This is a genomic window from Brachybacterium zhongshanense (assembly GCF_055385755.1).
Window position 1 is genome coordinate 3,457,101 of record NZ_AP043790.1, and the last position, 20,119, is coordinate 3,477,219.

Consider the following 20,119-nt stretch of genomic DNA (forward strand, 5'->3'; position numbering starts at 1 on the left):
TGAAAGGTGCTCCTTCCTGTGGACCGATACGAGCTTCAGCACCCCGCATCTTCCCAGCTCAGGAGCGCCTTTTGCAGTGCTGCGCACCCGCCGAGATCACACCCCAATGAAATCTCGAGGCTAGGCGGTCGCGCGAGCGGAGCGGAGGGTCGCGGCGACGGTCTCGTCGACCGCGTCCTCCCAGCTCGTCGCCGTCAGCCCCTCCTCGATCGTGAGGATCCCGGGGGCGAGACGGCACGGGCGGTACCAGAGGTCCCCGATGTCGGCGATCTCGCGCATCATCGTGCTGAACGGGGACGCCGCCCTCAGGGCTGCCCTCGGGATCGACCACGGGGCACGCGGCCGTGCCGACCGCTCCGCCTCCAGGCTGCGACCGGTGCGCGCGGCCAGCTCCCGCAGGCTGCGGGGCGCGGCCGTCGGCGCATGGAGGATGCCGTCGGCCGGGAGCCGGTCCGCATGCCGGGCGGCATGCAGCATCGCGCGGGCCAGATCGGGGGTGAAGGTCAGCGAATGGGAAGCATCGAGGGCGGCGGGAGCGATCACCCGTCGGCCGGCGACGATCGGCTCGATCACGAGGCTCCCCGCGACCGAGGCGCCGGTCCCCACCGAGGTGGGGCCCAGGAGGTCGGAGGCGACGATGCTCAGCGTGCGCGCCGCATGCTCCCGCCGTGCGTGCAGCAGTCCGGCGCGCACCTCGCCCTTGGGGTCCCGCGGACTGAAGGGGGCGTCCTCGTGCAGATCCTCGGCATCGCCGAGGAAGGCGTACATCGACTCGGGGAACACGACGGGGAGGTCGAGCTCAGCGGCCGTGTCCAGCACCGAGCGCTCCCGGACGGGCAGCTCCCGACGCCAGATCCGCACGTCGTAGGGCGCATGGAAGCAGGCGTGGATCGCGTCGGCGCCGTCGGCCGCACGCTCCAGGACGGCGCTGTCCAGGACGTCCCCGCGCACCCTGGTCAGGCCCGGCCGCTCGCCGTCCGTGACCGCGCTGCGGCGCAGCACGGTCACCGTGTCCCCGGCCGCGAGCGCCTGCTCGAGGATCTCGCGTCCGATCTGTCCCTCACCGATCAGCAGGTGATGCATGTCCGTCTCCTCCGACGATGCGCAGGCTCCGAGCGCGGGACGCTCTGAAGTGTGAGCACTGCTCTCTGAATGGGTCCACGAAGAGTGAACACTGCTCTCGGTCCGACGTCAAGAGCAGTGCTCTCGGTTCTGGCATCATGGCCTCATGGACACGACCACTGCGGATGCCGCGGAACCACCGGACGCCGCAGGCGCGGCGGAGCTGCCGGACCCGGCGGGGCCGACGGAGCCGACAGGCCCGCGAGCCCGAGCGCGGGCCCGGACCATGCAGCGGATCGTCGAGCTCGGGAACGCTCAGCTCGATCAGCACGGGCCCGAGGGGCTGAGCCTGCGCGAGGTCGCGCGAGGGCTCGGTATGGTCTCCTCGGCGATCTACCGCTATGTCGCCAGTCGTGATGAGCTGCTGACGCTACTGCTCGTCAGCGCCTTCGACGACCTCGCCGACGCCGTCGACGCCGCGCTGGATGATGACTCTCCGGCCGGTGAGGCAGATGAGGCAGGTGGGGCTGGCGGGGCTGGTGCGGAGGATCGGCTGGTGACGCTCGCGCTCGCGCTGCGCGCCTGGGCCATCGCCCATCCCTCCCGGTGGGCGCTGCTATATGGGACGCCGGTGCGCGGCTATGCGGCGCCCCGCGACACAGTCGGACCGGGGGTCCGTGTGATCGCCCGCCTGGTGCAGATCGTGGCCGACGCCGACGCCGACGCCGACGCCGACGCCGCCGCCGGTGCCGGCGGGATGGGCGGTGCGGCCGCCGGCGCGGAGGGCGGCGCGAGCACGGCCCGCGGTCGAGCCCAGGATTCGCTCCGCGATCCGTCGTTCGATCCGGCGCTCCTCGAGGTCCTCGAGGACGGTGCACGGGACCTGGGGATCGAGCTCTCCCCGGCGGCGATGCTGCGCGCGACGGTCCTGTGGAGCTCGCTCGTCGGCCTGGTCTCCGCCGAGCTCACCGGGCAGTACGGCCCGGAGACCGGACCGCTGGGCGAGGCCGTCCTGCGGGCGCAGCTGACGGTGCTCTCCGAGCTGCTGTGAGCGCCGGGCCGCGGGGCCCGGTTCAGGCGGAGGCGAGCCAGGCGGCGAGCACGGACTCCAGGCGGCCGTGGATGCGGGCGTCGGCGATGTCGTCGCCGCGGGTGGGGCCGTCGTTGACGATGACGACGCGTCGTCCGTCGCGGACGGCCGACCGCACGAACCGCAGCCCTGACTGCACCGTCAGGCTCGACCCCAGCACCAGCAGCCCCTGGGCGCGGGTGAGCGCGTCGAAGGCCGAGGTCACGACCTCGCGCCGTGCGGACTCCCCGAAGAAGACGACGTCGGGCTTGAGCATCCCCCCGCACAGCGGGCAGTCCGGGTAGCGGAAGCTGCTGGTGCGGTCGACCTCGGCGTCGCCGTCGGGCGCCTGGGCGGCGTCGGCTGCGAGAGCGGGCAGGTCGCGGGCGACCGCAGGGTTCATGGAGAGCATCCGCTCGTGCAGGCGCTCGCGCGACCACAGCGCGTCGCAGCCGAGGCAGCGCACCCGGTCGAGCCGTCCGTGCAGGTCGATGACCGGGTCCGAGCCCGCCGCCTGATGCAGGCCGTCGACGTTCTGGGTGATCACCGCGGTCGTCGGGAGGAGGGGGAGGCTGTGATGCTCGGCGAGGCGGGCGAGCAGCCGATGGCCCGGGTTCGGCGCCGCCCGTCGGAACTGGGTCCAGCCGACCGTCGAGCGTGCCCAGTAGCGCCGACGGGAGAGGTCGGAGCCGACGAACTCCTGGTAGGTCATGGGGGAGCGGGGCACGGCGTCGGGTCCGCGATAGTCCGGCAGGCCCGAGCCGGTGGACATTCCCGCGCCCGTCAGCACCGCCGTCGGCCGCCCGCGCAGCAGGTCGAGCGCAGCCTGGACCTGCTCCGGAGGGCTCACGAGGCCGTAGCGGCCTCCTTCGACGGGACCCCAGGGGGTCGCGCGAGGCAGGCCGCGGTGCGTGGGGCGATGCCGCGGGCCGTCGGGGCCCTCCGTCGGCTCAGGGTGCTCCCGCCCGCCGACGGCGGCGTGACGGCCCGACCGGGGGCGGTCCTCGGCGGGGCTCGCGGCGGTGGAGAACCAGCGTCCGACGTCGGCCGCGGTGAACCGGCTCGCCGCCTCCCCGTCCGTGGACCCGTTCATCCTCCCAGCGTAGGGCCGACGGCGGCGCCCGGCGAGGACCGACGGCGGGACAGGAGGCGGGGGAGAGGGCCGGCGGGCGGACCGGCAGGCAGGCGGGCGGGCGGACCGATGGATGGATCGGACTGCCGGTGAACGCCCAGTAGTGATCACAAGGCGGTCACGCCATGGTCCCGGGCTGATGAACGGAATTGACACGGACATCGTCAAGCGCTTTCCTAGGGGTGCTGGACCGGAGCGCCACCCCGTGTCCGCGGCGTGCGGCGGCACCACCGCGAATCGTCGATGAAACCATTCATAATGTGCGGCAACCGGGTTGCACGGCGTCACGAGCGTCTGCCCGGCCCTCGAGGATCCCAGCGTCGGGATCCTCGGCCCGCCGCTCATCGGCGCAGCAGCGCCGCCTCGCAGCACCGACAGGCAGTCCCTCACAGCCCGACACAGCCCGACTCGCAGTTCCCACCGACTCCCCCTTGCGGCTCACGTCCCCCACCTGGATCAAAGGAGATCTGATGTTCTCTCGACGGCATGCCCTCGCCCTCGGTCTCGCGGTGCCCGGCCTCGCCGGCCTCGCCGCCTGTGGTCCCAACGCCTCCTCCGGGGGTGACGACAGCGGCGGCGACGGCTCGGCGTCGCTGCGTCTGGCCTGGTGGGGCAACCCCACCCGCAATGAGATGACCGAGCAGGTCGTCGAGGCGTTCAAGGACGTCGACGAATCGATCAGCATCTCGCTCGAGCCCGGTGAGTGGAGCGGCTACTGGGACAAGCTGGCCACCCAGGTCGCCGGCGGCGAGACCCCCGACATCATCCAGATGGACGAGAAGTACCTCTCCGAGTACGGCGATCGCGGAGTCCTGCTGGACCTGCGCGAGGCCGGGCTGAACACCGACGACTTCGCCGAGGGATCGGTCGAGGTCGGCGAGGTCCCCGACAAGGGCCTGCTGGCCATCAACGCCGGCCTGAACGCCGTGGCCATGATCGCCAACCCCCACGTCTTCGAGGCCGCCGGGGTCGACATCCCCGACGACACCACCTGGACCTGGGACGACATGGTCGACATCGCCCAGAAGATCTCGGAGAACACCGACGACGGCGTCTACGGCATGACCCAGATCGCCACGGTCCAGGCCGTGTTCCAGGTGTGGATGCGGCAGAAGGGCCAGGACCAGTACAAGGACGGCGCGCCCGGCTTCGACGCCGCGACCGCGACCAGCCTGTTCGAGTTCGCGCAGAAGCTCCAGGAGACCGGCGCCTGCCCCGACGCCTCCACCTCGGTCGAGGACTCGGGTGCTGCGATGGACCAGTCGCTGTTCGCGACCGACCGCATCGGTCTGACGATGGTCTGGTCCAACCAGGTCGTCGCGCACGACGCCCTCATCGACGGTGGCGTCACGGTGCTGCGCCCGCCGTCGATGACCGGCTCCGCCTCCGACGCGCAGCTCTGGTACAAGGCCTCGATGTACTGGTCGGTCGCCTCGACCACGCAGAACCCCGAGGCCGCGGTGAAGTTCGTGGACTTCCTCGTGAACTCGCCCGACGCCGGGAAGATCACGCTCGTCGAGCGCGGCGTCCCCGGCAACCTGACCGTGCGCGAGGCCGTCGTCGCCGAGCTCGACGAGGCCAACACGAAGGCGGTCGACTACCTCGACGCGATCGAGTCCGAGCTGGGCGATGCCCCGGAGATCACTCCGCAGGGCGGCGGCGAGTTCGAGGACATCCTCAGCCGCGCCGGCGAGGACATGCTCTTCGGGAGCATCACGGCCGAGGAGGCCGGCCAGCGCGTCCTCGACGAGCTCGAGCAGGCGCTCGCCTGATCGGCGACATCGCCGTCCCGGGCACGGGCACTTCCGTCGTGCCCGTGCCCGGGACGCCGCCGCCTGATCCCCGACACCACCATCGACCGCACGAAACCACGAAGGGAGGCACCTCATGAGCGCACTCGGCGAGCTCACGAGCATGGCCAAGAACCGCACGAAGGGGGGTGCGAAGGAGAAGCACCCCGACAACCGGGCGGGCCTGGTGTTCATGCTGCCCTGGCTGGTCGGCTTCCTGGGCATCACGCTGATCCCGATGATCGCCTCGCTGTACCTGTCGTTCACCGACTACAGCCTGCTGGCCCCGCCGGAATGGGTGGGCCTGGACAACTTCCGTCAGATGCTGTCCGACACCCGGCTGCACAACTCCCTCAAGGTCACCTTCATCTACGTGCTGGTGGGCACCCCGCTGCAGCTCATCGCCGCGCTGCTGCTGGCCGTGCTGCTGAACCAGGGCATGAAGGGCCTCGCCTTCTACCGCTCGGTGTTCTACCTGCCCTCCCTGCTGGGCGGATCGGTCGCCATCTCGATCCTGTGGCGCCAGATGTTCGGCGCGAACGGTCTGATCAACCAGATCCTCGAGATGCTCGGCTTCACCGGGATGCCCGGCTGGGTCTCGAACCCGGACACGGCGCTCGGCACGATCATCCTGCTGCACGTGTGGACCTTCGGCTCGCCGATGATCATCTTCCTCGCGGGCCTGCGGCAGATCCCCGGCATGTACTACGAGGCGGCATCGGTCGACGGCGCATCGAAGATCGCGCAGTTCTTCCGGATCACGCTCCCGCTGCTGACCCCGATCATCTTCTTCAACGTGGTGCTGCAGGTCATCAATGCGTTCCAGTCGTTCACGCAGGCGTTCGTGGTCTCCGGAGGGAACGGAGGGCCGTCCGACTCGACGATGTTCTACACGCTGTACCTCTACATCAAGGGCTTCACCCAGTTCGACATGGGCTACGCCTCCGCGATGGCCTGGCTGCTGCTGATCATCGTCGCGATCTTCACGGCCATCAACTTCATCCTCTCCAAGTTCTGGGTGTTCTACGATGACTGATCTCTCCCGCTCCACCGCACTGGCCGACAGCCCTGCAGGGCCGGCCGATCGTCCCGTCGTCGAGACCCGTCAGCGGCCCCGCAGGCTGGGCCGACGCTTCCTGCGCCATGCCGTGCTGATCGTCGCGAGCCTCGCGATGGTCTATCCGCTGCTGTGGATGCTCGTCTCCTCGCTGCGCCCCAACGACGAGATCTTCCGCAATCCCAGCCTCTTCCCCATCAGCCTGGACTTCTCCAACTACGAGCGCGGCTGGAACGCCCTGTCCCAGCCCTTCTCGCACTATCTGATCAACTCGACGCTGCTGGTGCTCGGGTGCGTGGTCGGCAATCTGATCGCCTGCTCGCTGACCGCCTATGCGTTCGCGCGGCTGAGGTTCTGGGGGCGCAACGTCGCCTTCGCCATCATGCTGATGACGCTGATGCTCCCGATCCACGTCGTGATCGTCCCGCAGTACATCATGTTCAGCCAGACCGGCTGGGTGAACACGATGCTCCCGCTGATCCTGCCGAAGTTCCTGGCGACCGACGCGTTCTTCGTGTTCCTCATGGTCCAGTTCATCCGCGGCATCCCGCGCGAGCTCGACGAGGCGGCCCGCATCGACGGCTGCGGCCATTTCCGGATCTTCTTCCGGGTGATCCTGCCGCTCATGCTGCCGGCGCTCGCGACGACCACGATCTTCACCTTCATGTGGATGTGGAACGACTTCTTCGGCTCCCTCATCTACCTGACCACGCCGGAGAACTTCACCGTGCCGCTGGCGCTCAAGCAGTTCCTGGACACGCAGGGCTCCTCGGACTGGGGTGCGATGTTCGCGATGTCGATCGTCTCCCTGATCCCGCTGTTCATCGTGTTCCTGGTCGGCCAGAAGTTCCTCGTCAGGGGCTTCGCCACCACCGGCATCAAGTGACCCTCCGTCCCCACCACCAACCCTGGAGAGACACCGCACCATGCGCACGCGCTACGCCCTCATCGGCTCCGGGCATCGGGCCCAGATGTACCTCGACGCGATCGCCGGCGCCCACGCCGATGTCGCCGAGCTGGTCGCCCTGCTCGACACCAATCCCGTCCGCCGCGAATACCACCGCGATCACCACGAGGCCTTCGCGGACGTCCGCCTGGCCGGACCCGAGCAGCTCGAGGAGATCATCCGCGACCTGCAGGTCGACCGGGTGATCGTCACGACCCCCGACCGCTTCCACGCCGAGCACGTGGTGCGCGCGCTCGAGGCCGGGGCCGACGTCGTCGTCGAGAAGCCTCTGACGATCGACGCCGACAGCGCCCGACGGATCGAGGACGCCGTCCAGCGCACCGGCCGTGAGGTCGTCGTGACCTTCAACTACCGCTACAGCCCCCGCAACACCGCCCTCAAGCAGGTCATCGCCTCCGGCGAGATCGGCGAGGTGGTCTCCGTGAACTTCGAGTGGGTGCTCGACACGCAGCACGGCGCCGACTACTTCCGTCGCTGGCACCGCGACAAGACCAACTCCGGCGGGCTGTTCGTCCACAAGTCCTCCCACCACTTCGACCTCGTCAACTGGTGGACCTCCGACGTCCCCTCCCGGGTGTACGCGCGCGGCGGTCTGCGGTTCTACGGCGCCGACAACGCGCGCGCCCAGGGCCGCGCCGAGCTGCCCGAGCGTGGCACCCACGAGGGGGCCCACGACGACTTCGAGCTCGACCTGCGCGAGGACGAGCGGCTGAAGTCGCTCTACTACGACGCCGAGCAGCACGACGGGTACCGCCGCGACCAGTCCGTCTTCGGATTCGGCATCACCACCGAGGACAACCTCACGGCGATCGTCGACTACACCGGCGGGACCGTCCTCACCTATGCGCTCAACGCCCACTGCCCGTGGGAGGGCTACCGGGTCGCGGTCAACGGCACCCGCGGCCGCGCCGAGCTGGAGGTCGTCGAGCGCGCCGAGGTGGAGCCCCGCGCCGCGGGCGAGTCCGGCGGCACCCACCTCGATCCCAGCGCCGTCGCCGTGACCTCGGCGGATGCGGGTGCCCGCGAGCGCGGCGAGCGCCTCGTCGTGCAGCGCCACTTCGAGCCCGCCCGCGAGGTCGTGATCCCGCAGGGCGAGGGCGGTCACGGCGGCGGCGACGCGCTGCTGCTGCGCGACGTGTTCGTCGGCCCGGTGGTGGACGACCTGGGCCGTCCCTCCGACCACTACGACGGCCTGCGCGCGATCGCCGTCGGCGTCTGCGGCAACCGCTCCCTCGAGACGGGCCAGCCCGTCGACGTGCGCGAGCACCTGGGCATCGACCTGTCCCGTCGGCCCGCCGCCGCGGCCGAAGGGGTCCGCGCATGAGCGCACCGGTGCGGGTCGCCCTGGTCGGCACCCACGGGTACGGGCGCATCCATCGCGCGAACCTCGAGCGGCTCGCCGACGACGGCCTCGCCCGCCTGGTCGGCGTCGTCGACGTCGCCGAGCCCCCGGAGGAGCTGCGGTCGATCCACCACGCCTCCCTCGAGGACCTGCTGGCGGCGCTCGACGGCGACGAGGCGCCCGAGGTCGTCATCATCGCGACCCCGATCGACACCCACGTGCCGCTCGCCCTGACCGCGCTCGCGGCCGGCTGCGACGTCTACCTCGAGAAACCGCCGGTGCCCTCGCTCACCGACCACCAGGTGCTGCTCGACGCCGCGCGCGCGGCCGAGCGCTCCGTCCAGGTCGGCTTCCAGGCGCGCGGCGGAGCGGGCGTCGACGAGCTGCGCGAGACCGTCGTCCACGAGACCCTCGGCGAGGTCTCCGCGGTGCACGTCTTCGGCGCCTGGACCCGCGACCGCGCCTACTACCGGCGCTCCCGCTGGGCCGGCAGGCGGCGCCTGGACGGGCACCGGGTCGCCGACGGCGTCGCCACGAACCCCCTCGCGCACGCCGTGCACGCGGGGCTCGCCGCCGCCGGCATGACCCGCGTCGAGGACGTCGCCCAGGTGACGACCGAGCTGCGCCGCGCCCACGACATCGAGGCCGACGACACGAGCTTCCTGCGCATCGAGCCGACGGGCGACGGCCCCTCGGTCATCGCGGCGCTGACCACGACCTCGCCCGAGCAGGGCGCCCCGTGGGTCGAGGTCGTCGCCTCCGGAGGGACCCTGCGGCTGTTCTACACGGAGGACCGCTCCGAGGCCCGCGAGGCCGACGGCACCGTCACCACCAGCCGCTACGAGCGCACCGATCTGGTGGAGAACCTGCTCGCGCACGTGCGCGACCGCCGTGAGACGCTCATCAGCCCGCTCGCCTCCACCGGTGCCTTCAGCGCCGTGCTCGAGGCCATCCAGTCGGTCCCGGACCCCCTGCCGATCGATGCCGAGCACGTGGACTGGGTGGGGGAGGGCGATGCCGCGCATCCCGTCGTCCACGACATCCGCGAGGTCCTCGCCCGGGCCCTCGAGGCCGGTCGGCCGTTCAGCGAGATCGGGGTCGGCTGGGCCCGCGAGGACGCCGTCAGCACCTGGACGCCGTGAGCCCGACGACGGCGGACTCGCTCGCGAGCCTGAGGGCGGGCCTCGGGGAGACGGTCCCCGAGGCCCGCCCGCTCATGCGCTGGTGGTGGTTCGGTCCCGATGTGGAGACCGCCGAGATCGACCGCGAGCTGCGAGCCATGGCCGCGGCCGGCCTCGGCGGCGTCGAGGTCTCCTTCGTGCATCCGATGCGTCCGGGCGCCGGAAGGTTCCTCGACGAGCCCCTGCTCGGGGCGCTCCGGCACGCCGCCGGGACCGCTCGCGAGCTCGGCCTCCGCTTCGACGTCACCCTCGGCAGCGGCTGGTCCTACGGCGGCCCGCACATCGGCCCCGAGCATGCCTCCCGCTGCCTGCGCTGGGAGCGGCGGGACCTGCCCACCGAGGCCTTCGACCTCGACCTGGTCTCCCCGTGGCCCGGCGTCGAGCCCGTCGCCGCCTTCCTCGGCGACGGCTTCCCTCCGTCGGCCTGGGAGCCGCTCGCTCTGGAGCCGGCCGCGCTGGATCCGTCCGCGCTGGAGCCGTCCGGCCGGCCGGCCGACGGGGCGGCGAGCGCCGCTCGGCGCCTGCGCATCCCCGTCGGCCGAGGACCCCGCACCGTGCTGATCGCCTGGTCGGAGCCGACCGGGCAGCAGGTCAAGCGCGCCGCGCACGGGGCCGAGGGATATGTGCTCGACCATCTCTCGGCGGAGGCGACCCGCGCCCACCTCGAGACCGTGGGCGAGGCCCTGCTCGGCGCCGTCCCCGCCGAGCTGCTGGGCTCCGTCTTCTGCGACAGCCTCGAGGTCTACCGCGCCGACCGGACACCGCGCCTGCCCGAGGAGTTCCGGGCCCGCCGCGGGTACGAGCTGCTGCCGCATCTGCATCGACTGGTCGTCGACCTGCCGGGCGAGAGCGGGACGGGGAGCGGCGGCGACGGTCCGGGGCCGGGCGCCCCGAGCAGCGAGCGGCTGCGCATCGACGTCGGCCGCACCCTCTCCGAGCTCGTCGAGGAGGAGTTCGTGGCGACCTGCCGCGCCTGGGCCGCCGAGCACGGCGTCCGCTTCCGGCTGCAGGGATACGGGCAGCCGCCGATCACGCTCAGCGCGCAGGCCGGGGCCGACCTCATCGAGGGCGAGGGCTGCGGCTGGACGGGGCTGACGCAGACCCGCTGGGCATCGTCGGCCGCGCACCGCGCCGGGAGGCGGATCGTCTCCTCGGAGGTGTGGACCTGGGTGCATTCGCCCTCCTTCCGCGCCACCCCGATGGACCTCAAGGGGGAGGCGCACGAGCATCTGCTGCTGGGGATCGACCAGTTCGTCGGCCACGGCTGGCCGTACTCGCCGCCCGACGCCGAGGGTCTGGGATGGGTGTTCTACGCCGCCGGTGCGCTGGACGACCGCAACCCCTGGTGGCCGGCGATGCCGCAGCTCAGCGCCTATCTCACGCGCCTGTGCTGGTGGCTGCGCCACGGCGAGCCCGCCGCCGACGTCGCCCTGCTGCTGCCGTACGACGACGCCTGCGCGGGCACCGACCCCTTCGCCTCCGACGGAGCCGCGGGCGGCCGTCCGCGGCACGAACCCGACTCCGGGGCACCCGGCATCGCCGGCGGTCTGGACCTCTGGCGGACCTGCCGCGACCTCATCGGCGAGGACGTCCCCGCAGCGATCCGACGCGCCGGCTACGACGTCGACGCCGTCGACGACCGGGCCCTCGCCCAGCTCGTCGACCAGCTCGCCGGCCGGATCACCGCCCCGCGGATCCTCGTGATCCCCGGTGCCATGCGCATGCCCGAGAGGACCCGTGCCCTCGTCGAGCGCTTCCGGGAGCTCGGCGGCACGGTCCTGCACGCTCCCGCTGATGCGGAGGGACTGGTCGAGGCGCTCCGCGCGGTCACCGCCCCGCCCCTGGACATCACGGGAGGCGGTGGGGAGATCGGTGTCGTCCACCGCCGCTTCGAGGACGGCGATCTGCTCTTCGTCGCGAACACCGGCCCGGAGATCCGCACCCTGCGTCTCGGGCCCCGCACCGATCGCGGACGCTGGGAGATCTGGGACGCGGCCGACGGCGGGGCCCGCCCGGTGCACTGCGTCGACGGGGCCCTCCCGGTGACCCTCCATCCCTACCAGGCGATCGTGCTGGTGGGGACGGACGGGCCGGCACCGCGCGTCGGCGCCCCGGCTCCCGAGGACGGCGCGGAGCTCGTGCTGGATGCGCTGCAGGGGGAGGGGCCAGCGGCCGCGGGAGGGCGGGACGTCCGCGAGATCGTGCTCGACCTCGACGAGTCCTGGTTCGCGCCCGGGGCCCGGATCGTCCTCGATCTCGGACCGTGCACGCCGGCCCCGCGCCCCGCGGACGCCGACGGGTACCGCGTCGAGGTCGCCTCCCCGGTGCGGGAGATCGCCGTCGTCTCCGTGGGCGGCCGCGGAGCCTCGCCGGTGCAGGTCGGGGTGCTCTGGGACGCCCCCTTCACGCTCGACCTCACCGACCATCTGCTCCCCGGCCGCAGCCTCCTGCGCCTCGAGGTGCACGGTACCGCGGCCCCCGCCCTCGCCGCCGACGAGCACCTCGCCGGCACCGTTCGCGCCACGCACGAGGCCTACGGCGAGAGGTTCCAGGTGCAGCAGCTCGATCGGGCGCTCGACGGCGTCGGGCACGGCATCCCGCGTGCGCCGAGGCTGCGACGGATCCGCATCCGCTGAGGCGCCGCGCGTCGTGCGACCGAAGCCCTGAGTACCGATGGTATCGAACTGTGATGCCGGAGGGCCGGGCCGGCGTCCCCCGCCGGGTCGTAGGATCCTCACGCAGCCGATGCCGTGCATCACGCAAACGATTGCATAACTACGGCGTGCGGCATCGCCTCCCCTCTGGCGCATCCGCCGATTCTGTGCAAAAGTTGCGCAGGCGACGAGCGTGAGGAGGGCGACGGTATGGCGATCACTCTGCGCGACGTCGCCGCGCGCGCCGAGGTCTCCGTCGCGACGGCCTCCCGGGCGCTGCAGCGGCCGGAGATGGTGCTGCCGGCGACGCGCGATCGCGTCCAGCAGGCCGCCGCGGACCTCGGCTACACCGTGAACCGCTCGGCCCGCACCCTGATCACGGGGCGGACGGGCGTGCTCGGGGTCGTCGTCCCGGATCTGCTGAACCCCTTCTACCCGGCGGTGCTGAAGGGGGCGCAGGCGCGTGCCCGCCACCATGGCGTGCAGCTGCTGCTGGCCGACGCCGAGGAGACCCCCGAGGGCGAGCTGCCGCTCGTGCGGACCCTCGCCTCGCAGGTCGACGGCGTGCTGCTGTGCTCGCCCCGCATGGACGACGACAGTCTCGACGCCGCCTCCCGGCTGACCAGGATCACCCTCGTCAACCGCACTCACGCCACGCTCCCGGCGGTCTCGGCGGATGCCGTGACGGGCGTGCGGGGGGCGCTGCGGCATCTCGTCGCGCTCGGCCATCGCCGGATCGGCCTGGTCGGCGGACCGGAGGCCAGCCACTCCGACATCCGTCGGCGGGTGGCGGCGCTCGAGGTCGCCGAGGAGCTGGGCCTCGAGGTCGTCGACGTCGGCGCCTTCGCCCCGACGACCGACGGCGGACGGGCGGCGGCCGAGCCCGTCCTGCTCGCCGACGTGGGCGCCGTGCTCGTCTACAACGACGTCATGGCGCTCGGGCTGATCGCCCGGCTGCGGGAGACCGGCTTCCGCGTCCCCCAGGATCTCAGCGTCGTGGGCTGGGACGACATCGAGTTCGCGGCGATCGCGGATCCGGCGCTGAGCACCGTGCGCGTGCCCCGCTACGAGATGGGCGCGGCCGGGATCGATGCTCTGGTCGCCGATCCCGCACAGGAGGGCGGTGTGCGCTGGCGCTTCGAGACCGACTTCGTGGCGCGGGGGTCGACCGCCCGACGTCCGGGTCCATCGCCGCAGGCCGCTGCTCCGGATCGCGCGTCGGGAGGGGCTGCGCTGGGGTAGGTTCGGGCCGTGAGCACACGACCCATCGGGATGAAGGACGTCGCCAGAGCCGCGGGCGTGTCCGTCGGCACCGTCTCGAACGTCCTGAACCGGCCCGACATCGTCTCCCCGGACCGCCGCGCACGCGTCGAGGCCGTCATCCAGGAGCTCGGGTACGTGCGCAACGACGCCGCGCGACAGCTGAAGGTGGGGCGCTCGAGCACCGTCGGCGCGATCGTGCTGGACTCCGGGAACCCGTTCTATGCGCAGCTCGCCCGCGGCATGGAGGCCGCCGCGGAGGCCTCGAGCCTCGCCGTGATCGTCGGCAGCTCCTCCCATGACGAGGACCGCGAGCGGATGTACCTCTCGCTGTTCGAGGAGCAGCGGGTGCGCGGCATCCTGCTGGCCTCGACCGGTGGCCATGCCGAGCTGATCGCCGCGGTCCGCCGTCGCGGGACCCCCGTGGTGATGGTCGAGCATGAGCGTCCCGCGGGTGGCGGCTCCTCGGTCTCGGTCGACGACGCCGCGGGCGGCGCCATGGCCGTGCGCCATCTCGTCGACCAGGGCCGACGGCGCATCGCGATGCTGCTCGCCCGCCCAGAGCTCCACCAGGTCGCCGCCCGTCTCGACGGGGCCCGCCGCGCCGCCGCCGAGGCCGGTCTCGAGCTCGAGGTGATCGAGGCCGACGCCCTCGGCGTCCTCGCCGGCCGGGACGCCGGCGAGCAGATCGCCGCGCGCTCGCGCGCCGAGCGGCCCGACGGGATCTTCTGCGTCAACGACCTCCTCGCCGTCGGCGTCATGCAGGCCTTCGCCTACCAGCACCAGGTGGCGATGCCCGAGGAGATCGCCCTGGTCGGCTACGACGACATCGAGTTCGCCCGCAGCACGATCGTGCCGCTGACCTCGGTCTCGCAGCCGGCGGAGCTCATGGGCCGCACGGCCCTGGCGCTGCTCGAGGAGGAGATCCAGCGGTCCGACGCGCCGCGCCGGCACGTCTCCTTCCAGCCGGAGCTCGTCGTGCGCGGGTCCAGCGCGGGCTGAGCGGGCTGAGCGGGCTGAGCCGGCGGGGCTGTCGGAGCCGTCGGAGCCGTCGGGGCTGTCAGAAGGGCCAGATCACCGGCACCAGCACGGTGGCGACCAGGCCGAACAGGAGCAGGCAGGGCAGGCCCAGCTTCCAGTAGTCGCCGAAGCGGTAGGCGCCGGCATCCTGGATCATGAGGTTCCCGGGGGTCGCGACGGGCGTCAGGAAGGCGGCGGCGCCGGCGACGGCGATGCCCATCATGAGCGGCAGCGGCGAGATCCCGGCGGTCGAGGCGACCGCGTCCGCGACCGGGGCGACGATCAGCACGGACGCCAGGTTGCTGACGAACTGGCCGAGGATCAGCACGATCACCACGAGGCCCAGCAGCAGCAGATGCGGATCGCTCGCGCCGAGGCGGTCCACCAGCCAGTGCGAGAGCAGGTCGGCGGCCCCGCTGGTCTGGATCGCCGTGGACAGCGGGATCATGCCCGCCACGATCACGAGGGTGCTCAGGGAGATCGACCGCTGGGCCTGCTCGAAGGAGACGATGCGGCACAGCATCAGCGCGCCGGCCGCCAGCAGCACGATGATCGACGGCGGCAGCGCCTGCAGCGCGAGCAGGACGCACATGATCGCCATCACGATGAGGGAGACCGCGGCCCGTCGGCCCAGGTGGACCGTCTGCCGACGCAGCAGGTCCGGGTCCTCGACCCCCAGCACGCCGGCGTGCCGGGTGCCTCGGGCCAGAGCCTCCCAGGCGCCGCGCAGAACGAGGACGTCGCCGACCTCGAGCTCGGCATGCTCGACCGGCTTCCCCCGGCGCTGCACCGAGGTCACCACCAGGTCGCCCGACTCCATCATCATCCCCGGATGCACGTCGTCGCCCAGGAAGCTCGAGCGCGGCGGGATCACCACCTCGATCGCGCCCGTGTGCGTGGACAGGGCGGTCTCGCCCTCCATGAGGCCGTGCTCCTTCGCGAGGGTCTCGGCGTATCGGCTGAGGTCCCGCGGCGCGTTCTCCGGCTGACGCTGCGGCAGCAGGCGCGGTCCCAGCAGCAGCGAGATGAGCAGCACCCCGGTCAGCAGCGGCACCCCCACCAGCGCGAACTCGAAGAACCCGAAGGCTCGCCCGCCCGCGTCCACGGACAGCTCGTTGATCAGCACGTTCACGGGCGACCCCAGGAGCGTGAGCATCGACCCGGCATGTGCGGCGAAGGCCATCGGGATGAGGATCTGAGAGGGCTTGGTGCGCGTGCGCGCCGCGAGCACGACGCCGACCGGCAGCATCGCCGCCACCGCCCCGTTGACGCTGATGAACGCCGTGAGCAGGGCGGACAGCAGCATGATCGCGATCAGCACGCGGGAGCGACCCTCCCCGGCCCGCACGGTCAGCTGCTGCCCCGCCCAGGCGGTCACGCCCGTCGCATCCAGCGCCTCGGAGACGACGAACAGCCCTGCGATGTACACGACGATCGGGTCGCCGAATCCGGCGAGGGTCGCCGAGAGGTCGTTGACCCCGGTGAGGTACAGCGCGAGGGCGACGCCGAGCGCGACCAGCGGCGGCGAGATCCTCCCGCTGAGGAACGCCACGACGGCGGCGACGAGCACGAGGACCGTGATGATCAGGGGACTCATCGCGCCTTCCGGGTCGACGGGCTGGCGGGTGCGGGCACCAGCAGGGTGATCGCCCCTGATTCAATGCCACCCGGGGCCGTCGAGTCCAGCCCGAGGTCCTGGACGCTGCCTGCCTGGACCTGCGCGGGCCGGGGAGAGATCAGCCGAGGAGGGCGAGAGGGACGACGGCGCGGCGCCCAGCGGCTCCCATTCTCCCGACGCCGCGCGGGCCGTCGAGGGAGATCGCACGGAGATGAGGGAGGAGCTCATCGAGCTCGTCATCCACGTAGCGGCGCAAGTATCCATCGTCGATCTGGTTCAGTGCCATCGGGCCTCCTACCAGCGATGATACTCAGTATTGGGCGCCTTGCCAAGACGCTATTGGGCGTCCTGCCAAGTCGCTATTGGGCGTCCTGCCAAGCGTCTATTGGGCGTCTTGCCAAGCTGTTATTGGGCGTCCTGCCGGCTCGCGGGGCGGAATCGCTCCAGCTCCACGCTCTCGCGCACGAGCGCCCGCATCGCGCCCGGCTCCTCAGGCACCGCGCCCAGGGTCCGCGCCTGCAGGGCCACGTTCCCCAGCGCCGTCGCCTCCATCGGCCCGGCGACCACCTCGATCCCGAGCGCGTCGGCCGTCAGCTGGCTGAGCAGGGCGTTGCGAGAGCCTCCGCCCACGACGTGCAGACGCTCGGGCAGCGGGACCCGGGCCAGGCGGCAGGCGGCATGCAGCTCCTCGTGGTAGGTCTCCGCGAGGGACTCGAGGATGCAGCGGACCACGTCGGCTGGCGTGCGGGGTCTGGGATCGTCCCCGCTGATCGGTCGCGCTGCGGCGACCACCCGGTCCGCCATCCGCCCCGGCGCGAGGAACTGCTCGTCGGTGGGATCGATGCGGAACCGATTCGGCGGCACCACCGCGGCGGCGGCCAGCAGATCCTCGAGGACGACACGGGCACCCTCCTGCTCCCACTGCCGGATCGACTCGCTGACCAGCCACATCCCCGCCACGTTCTTGAGGAAGCGGACGGTGCCGTCCACGCCGGCCTCGTTCGTGAAACCTGCTCTGCGGGCATCCTCCGTCGCGACCGGGTCGGGCAGCTCGAGACCGATCAGCGACCAGGTGCCCGAGGAGATGTACGCGACCGGCCCGCCGTCGTCGGCGGCGGGGACGGCGACGACGGCGGAGGCCGTGTCGTGGGAGCCGATCGCCACCACCGGCACCTCCCCGATCCCGAGCTCGATGGCGAGCTCGGGATGCACCGTTCCCAGCTGCTCGCCGGGCGAGATGAGGGGGGCCAGAAGATCCGGGGAGACGCCCGCGACCTCGAGCAGCTCAGGACTCCAGCGCCCGTCGAGGCTGAGCATCCCGGTGCTCGAGGCATTCGTGCGCTCGGTGCGCCGGACGCCCGTGAGCAGGGAGCCGATCAGGTCCGGCACCATCAGGAGCGCGCTGCCGGGCGGCAGGTCCCCGAGACGGTCGTCCATGGCGAGCTGGTACAGCGTGTTGAAGGGGTGCTGGGCGATGCCCGTCAGCGCGAACTGCCGCTCCCGGGAGACACGCTCGGCGAGACGGTCCGCGACGCCGTCGGTGCGGGAATCCCGATAGGCGATGACCTCGCCGATCCGCTCGCTCGATGCATCGGGTGGTCTGAGGGTCGGGCCGACGAACCCGTAGTCCACGGCCCAGGAGTCCACGCCGATCGAGGCGAGCCTCGGAATGCCGCGCACCGCGGCGAGGTCGTGCGCCTCGGTCAGGCCCCGACGGATCTCGGTCCACAGGGCGCCGAGGTCCCAGCACAGGTGACCGTCGCGCTCCACCAGACGGTTCTCGAAGCGGTGGGCGGGGACCAGCTCGATCCGACCGTCGGCCACGACCCCGAGCATCACTCGGCCCGAGGTCGCGCCGAGGTCGATCGCGGCGACACCGATCCGGCCGTCTGCGGCGCTCATCGCAGGAACGCGGCCGCGACCCCGGCGTCGACCGGGATGTGCAGGCCGGTGGTGTGCGAGAGGTCGCCCGCGGTCAGGGCGAACACGGCGTTCGCCACGTTCTCGGGCAGCACCTCGCGCTTGAGCAGGGTGCGCTGGGCGTAGAACTCGCCGAGCTTCTCCTCCTCCACCCCGTACACCTTCGCGCGGCTCGCTCCCCATCCTCCGGCGAAGATGCCGGAGCCGCGCACGACGCCGTCGGGATTGATGCCGTTGACGCGGATCTGGTGGCCGCCGAGCTCCGCGGCCAGCAGCCGCACCTGATGAGCCTGATCCGCCTTCGTCGCCGAGTAGGCGATGTTGTTGGGGCCCGCGAACACGGAGTTCTTCGAGGAGATGTAGATGATGTCCCCTCCCATGGCCTGGTCGATCATCACCCGTGCTGTCTCGCGGGAGACCAGGAAGCTGCCGCGCGCCATGACGTCGTGCTGCAGGTCCCAGTCCTTCGCGGTGGTCTCCAGCAGCGGCTTCGACAGCGACAGGCCGGCGTTGTTGACGATCAGGTCGAGACCGCCGAAGGCGAGCACCGCCTCCTCGACCATGGCCACCACGGCCTGCTCGTCGGAGACGTCGGCGCGCAGCGCGACGGCCCGGTCGGGCCCGCCCAGCTCCGCGGCGGTCGCCTCGGCGTTCTCGAGGTTCAGGTCCGCGATGACGACGCAGGCGCCCTCGGCGACCAGGCGCTCGGCCGTCGCCCTGCCGATCCCGGATCCGCCACCGGTCACGAGCGCCACCCGGGTGGCGAGCGGCTTGGGCTTCGGCCGCCGCTGCAGCTTCGCCTCCTCGAGCGCCCAGTACTCGATCCGGAACTTCTCCGACTCCTCGATCGGCGCATAGGTGGAGATCGCCTCGGCGCCGCGCATCACGTTGATCGCGTTGACGTAGAACTCGCCCGCCACGCGCGCGGTCTGCTTGTCGGCCCCGAAGGAGAACATCCCCACGCCGGGGATCAGCACGATCGCCGGATCCGCACCGCGCATGGCGGGGGAGTCGGCATCGGCGTGGCGCTCGTAGTAGGCGGAGTAGTCGGTCCGGTACTGCTCGTGCAGCTCCTTCAGCCGGGACACCGAGTCCTCGATGCTCGCCCCCGCCGGCAGGTCCAGGACCAGCGGCTTCACCTTCGCGCGCAGGAAGTGGTCGGGGCAGGACGTACCCAGCTCCGCGAGCTGCGCGAGCTTCTCGGATGCCAGCAGCTCATGCACCGCCTCGGTGTCCGTCCAGTGGCCCACCATCGGCGCATCGGTCGAGGCCAGCCCGCGCACCACCGGGAACAGGGCCGACGCCTTCGCCCGGCGCTCAGCCTCCGGCAGCGCCTCCCGGGACGCGTCGTGGGCCCCGAACGGCTCCGCCGAACCGGTGCGCTCGATGAACGCGGTCGCCTCGGCGATGATCCTCAGGGAGTTCGCCTCGGCCTCCTCGGAGGTCGCGCCCCACGCCGTGATGCCGTGCCCGCCGAGGATGCAGCCGATCGCCTGCGGGTTCTCCCGCTTGATCGCGGCGATGTCCAGCCCCAGCTGGAAGCCCGGCCGACGCCACGGCACCCAGACGACCGCCTCGCCGAAGCACTCGCGGGTCAGACGCTCGCCGTCGGCCGCGGTCGCCAGCGCGATCCCGGCATCGGGATGCAGATGGTCCACATGGTCGGCGTCGACGAGCGCATGCATCGCGGTGTCGATGCTGGGGGCTGCGCCGCCCTTCCCGAACAGGCAGTGGTCGAAGGCCGCGACCATCTCGTCCTCGCGCTCCACACCCGGGTAGACGTCCTGCAGGGCGCGCACCCGATCCAGCCGCAGCACCGCCAGGCCCTCCTCCCGCAGCGTGCCCAGGTCTCCGCCGGAGCCCTTGACCCACAGCAGCTCGACGTCCTCGCCGGTCACCGGATCGGTCGCGGAGCCCTTCGCGGAGGTGTTGCCTCCCGCGTAGTTCGTGTTCCTCGGGTCCGAGCCCAGCTCGTTGGAGCGGGCCAGGAGTGCGGCGACGGTCTGCGCCGCAGTGCCGCCGACGGTGGTGTTCGTGCTGGTCATGC

General features: G+C 71.9%; 15 protein-coding genes. 9 read left to right on the forward strand and 6 right to left on the reverse strand.

Annotated elements, in window-relative coordinates; genetic code table 11:
- Positions 1 to 120: 120 nt before the first annotated feature.
- Positions 121 to 1,083: an NAD-dependent epimerase/dehydratase family protein gene (locus ACZ5AJ_RS15330; protein ID WP_464135908.1), complete on the reverse strand. Its 963-nt coding sequence runs from the start codon at positions 1,081 to 1,083 to the stop codon at positions 121 to 123.
- Positions 1,084 to 1,228: 145 nt separating this feature from the next.
- On the opposite strand from ACZ5AJ_RS15330, the gene ACZ5AJ_RS15335 reads away from it, so the two are divergent.
- Entirely contained in the window at positions 1,229 to 2,113 is an 885-nt protein-coding gene (locus tag ACZ5AJ_RS15335) for a TetR/AcrR family transcriptional regulator (protein WP_464135909.1), read from the forward strand.
- A 22-nt stretch (positions 2,114 to 2,135) separates the two neighbouring features.
- Here ACZ5AJ_RS15335 and ACZ5AJ_RS15340 read toward each other — a convergent pair whose 3' ends face one another.
- The gene (locus tag ACZ5AJ_RS15340; RefSeq protein ID WP_464135910.1) at positions 2,136 to 3,224 is read right to left on the reverse strand and encodes a Sir2 family NAD-dependent protein deacetylase; all 1,089 of its coding nucleotides are present in this window, start codon (positions 3,222 to 3,224) and stop codon (positions 2,136 to 2,138) included.
- Between the two features lie 509 nt (positions 3,225 to 3,733).
- On the opposite strand from ACZ5AJ_RS15340, the gene ACZ5AJ_RS15345 reads away from it, so the two are divergent.
- The 8 genes from ACZ5AJ_RS15345 to ACZ5AJ_RS15380 all read left to right on the forward strand — a co-directional run bounded on the left by ACZ5AJ_RS15345 (position 3,734) and on the right by ACZ5AJ_RS15380 (position 14,516).
- Positions 3,734 to 5,035, forward strand: a complete 1,302-nt coding sequence (locus tag ACZ5AJ_RS15345) for an ABC transporter substrate-binding protein (protein WP_464135911.1) — start codon at positions 3,734 to 3,736, stop codon at positions 5,033 to 5,035.
- A gap of 115 nt (positions 5,036 to 5,150) precedes the next feature.
- Positions 5,151 to 6,089: a carbohydrate ABC transporter permease gene (locus tag ACZ5AJ_RS15350; RefSeq protein WP_464135912.1), complete on the forward strand. Its 939-nt coding sequence runs from the start codon at positions 5,151 to 5,153 to the stop codon at positions 6,087 to 6,089.
- Positions 6,082 to 6,996: a carbohydrate ABC transporter permease gene (locus ACZ5AJ_RS15355; RefSeq protein ID WP_464135913.1), complete on the forward strand. Its 915-nt coding sequence runs from the start codon at positions 6,082 to 6,084 to the stop codon at positions 6,994 to 6,996. The genes ACZ5AJ_RS15350 and ACZ5AJ_RS15355 overlap by 8 nt, the downstream gene beginning before the upstream one ends.
- Positions 6,997 to 7,036: 40 nt before the next feature.
- Positions 7,037 to 8,401: a Gfo/Idh/MocA family protein gene (locus ACZ5AJ_RS15360; protein ID WP_464135914.1), complete on the forward strand. Its 1,365-nt coding sequence runs from the start codon at positions 7,037 to 7,039 to the stop codon at positions 8,399 to 8,401.
- Complete coding sequence (locus tag ACZ5AJ_RS15365) at positions 8,398 to 9,561, forward strand: Gfo/Idh/MocA family protein (RefSeq protein WP_464135915.1); 1,164 nt, start codon at positions 8,398 to 8,400, stop codon at positions 9,559 to 9,561. Before ACZ5AJ_RS15360 ends, ACZ5AJ_RS15365 begins: the two co-directional genes overlap by 4 nt.
- Entirely contained in the window at positions 9,558 to 12,236 is a 2,679-nt protein-coding gene (locus ACZ5AJ_RS15370; RefSeq protein WP_464135916.1) for a glycosyl hydrolase, read from the forward strand. The genes ACZ5AJ_RS15365 and ACZ5AJ_RS15370 overlap by 4 nt, the downstream gene beginning before the upstream one ends.
- A 228-nt stretch (positions 12,237 to 12,464) precedes the next feature.
- Positions 12,465 to 13,496: a LacI family DNA-binding transcriptional regulator gene (locus ACZ5AJ_RS15375; protein WP_464135917.1), complete on the forward strand. Its 1,032-nt coding sequence runs from the start codon at positions 12,465 to 12,467 to the stop codon at positions 13,494 to 13,496.
- Between the two features lie 30 nt (positions 13,497 to 13,526).
- The gene (locus ACZ5AJ_RS15380) at positions 13,527 to 14,516 is read left to right on the forward strand and encodes a LacI family DNA-binding transcriptional regulator (protein ID WP_464138787.1); all 990 of its coding nucleotides are present in this window, start codon (positions 13,527 to 13,529) and stop codon (positions 14,514 to 14,516) included.
- 58 nt (positions 14,517 to 14,574) lie between these two features.
- Here ACZ5AJ_RS15380 and ACZ5AJ_RS15385 read toward each other — a convergent pair whose 3' ends face one another.
- The 4 genes from ACZ5AJ_RS15385 to ACZ5AJ_RS15400 all read right to left on the reverse strand — a co-directional run bounded on the left by ACZ5AJ_RS15385 (position 14,575) and on the right by ACZ5AJ_RS15400 (position 20,117).
- Positions 14,575 to 16,131 carry an SLC13 family permease gene (locus tag ACZ5AJ_RS15385; RefSeq protein ID WP_464135918.1) on the reverse strand — a complete coding sequence of 519 codons (1,557 nt, stop codon included), beginning with the start codon at positions 16,129 to 16,131 and terminating at the stop codon, positions 14,575 to 14,577.
- Between the two features lie 139 nt (positions 16,132 to 16,270).
- Positions 16,271 to 16,438 carry a hypothetical protein gene (locus tag ACZ5AJ_RS15390; RefSeq protein WP_464135919.1) on the reverse strand — a complete coding sequence of 56 codons (168 nt, stop codon included), beginning with the start codon at positions 16,436 to 16,438 and terminating at the stop codon, positions 16,271 to 16,273.
- Between the two features lie 119 nt (positions 16,439 to 16,557).
- Positions 16,558 to 18,054 (reverse strand): rhamnulokinase, encoded by a 1,497-nt coding sequence (locus tag ACZ5AJ_RS15395; RefSeq protein ID WP_464135920.1) that lies wholly within the window; start codon positions 18,052 to 18,054, stop codon positions 16,558 to 16,560.
- On the reverse strand, positions 18,051 to 20,117 hold the full coding sequence (locus tag ACZ5AJ_RS15400) for a bifunctional aldolase/short-chain dehydrogenase (protein ID WP_464135921.1): 2,067 nt from the start codon (positions 20,115 to 20,117) through the stop codon (positions 18,051 to 18,053). Before ACZ5AJ_RS15400 ends, ACZ5AJ_RS15395 begins: the two co-directional genes overlap by 4 nt.
- Positions 20,118 to 20,119 lie beyond the last annotated feature (2 nt).

Coding starts and splice junctions, on each gene's coding strand:
- ACZ5AJ_RS15330 (WP_464135908.1), bottom strand. CDS start 1,083: ATGCATCACCTGCTGATCGGTGAGGGACAGATCGGACGCGAGATCCTC.
- ACZ5AJ_RS15335 (WP_464135909.1), top strand. CDS start 1,229: ATGGACACGACCACTGCGGATGCCGCGGAACCACCGGACGCCGCAGGC.
- ACZ5AJ_RS15340 (WP_464135910.1), bottom strand. CDS start 3,224: ATGAACGGGTCCACGGACGGGGAGGCGGCGAGCCGGTTCACCGCGGCC.
- ACZ5AJ_RS15345 (WP_464135911.1), top strand. CDS start 3,734: ATGTTCTCTCGACGGCATGCCCTCGCCCTCGGTCTCGCGGTGCCCGGC.
- ACZ5AJ_RS15350 (WP_464135912.1), top strand. CDS start 5,151: ATGAGCGCACTCGGCGAGCTCACGAGCATGGCCAAGAACCGCACGAAG.
- ACZ5AJ_RS15355 (WP_464135913.1), top strand. CDS start 6,082: ATGACTGATCTCTCCCGCTCCACCGCACTGGCCGACAGCCCTGCAGGG.
- ACZ5AJ_RS15360 (WP_464135914.1), top strand. CDS start 7,037: ATGCGCACGCGCTACGCCCTCATCGGCTCCGGGCATCGGGCCCAGATG.
- ACZ5AJ_RS15365 (WP_464135915.1), top strand. CDS start 8,398: ATGAGCGCACCGGTGCGGGTCGCCCTGGTCGGCACCCACGGGTACGGG.
- ACZ5AJ_RS15375 (WP_464135917.1), top strand. CDS start 12,465: ATGGCGATCACTCTGCGCGACGTCGCCGCGCGCGCCGAGGTCTCCGTC.
- ACZ5AJ_RS15380 (WP_464138787.1), top strand. CDS start 13,527: ATGAAGGACGTCGCCAGAGCCGCGGGCGTGTCCGTCGGCACCGTCTCG.
- ACZ5AJ_RS15385 (WP_464135918.1), bottom strand. CDS start 16,131: ATGAGTCCCCTGATCATCACGGTCCTCGTGCTCGTCGCCGCCGTCGTG.
- ACZ5AJ_RS15390 (WP_464135919.1), bottom strand. CDS start 16,438: ATGGCACTGAACCAGATCGACGATGGATACTTGCGCCGCTACGTGGAT.
- ACZ5AJ_RS15395 (WP_464135920.1), bottom strand. CDS start 18,054: ATGAGCGCCGCAGACGGCCGGATCGGTGTCGCCGCGATCGACCTCGGC.
- ACZ5AJ_RS15400 (WP_464135921.1), bottom strand. CDS start 20,117: ATGACCAGCACGAACACCACCGTCGGCGGCACTGCGGCGCAGACCGTC.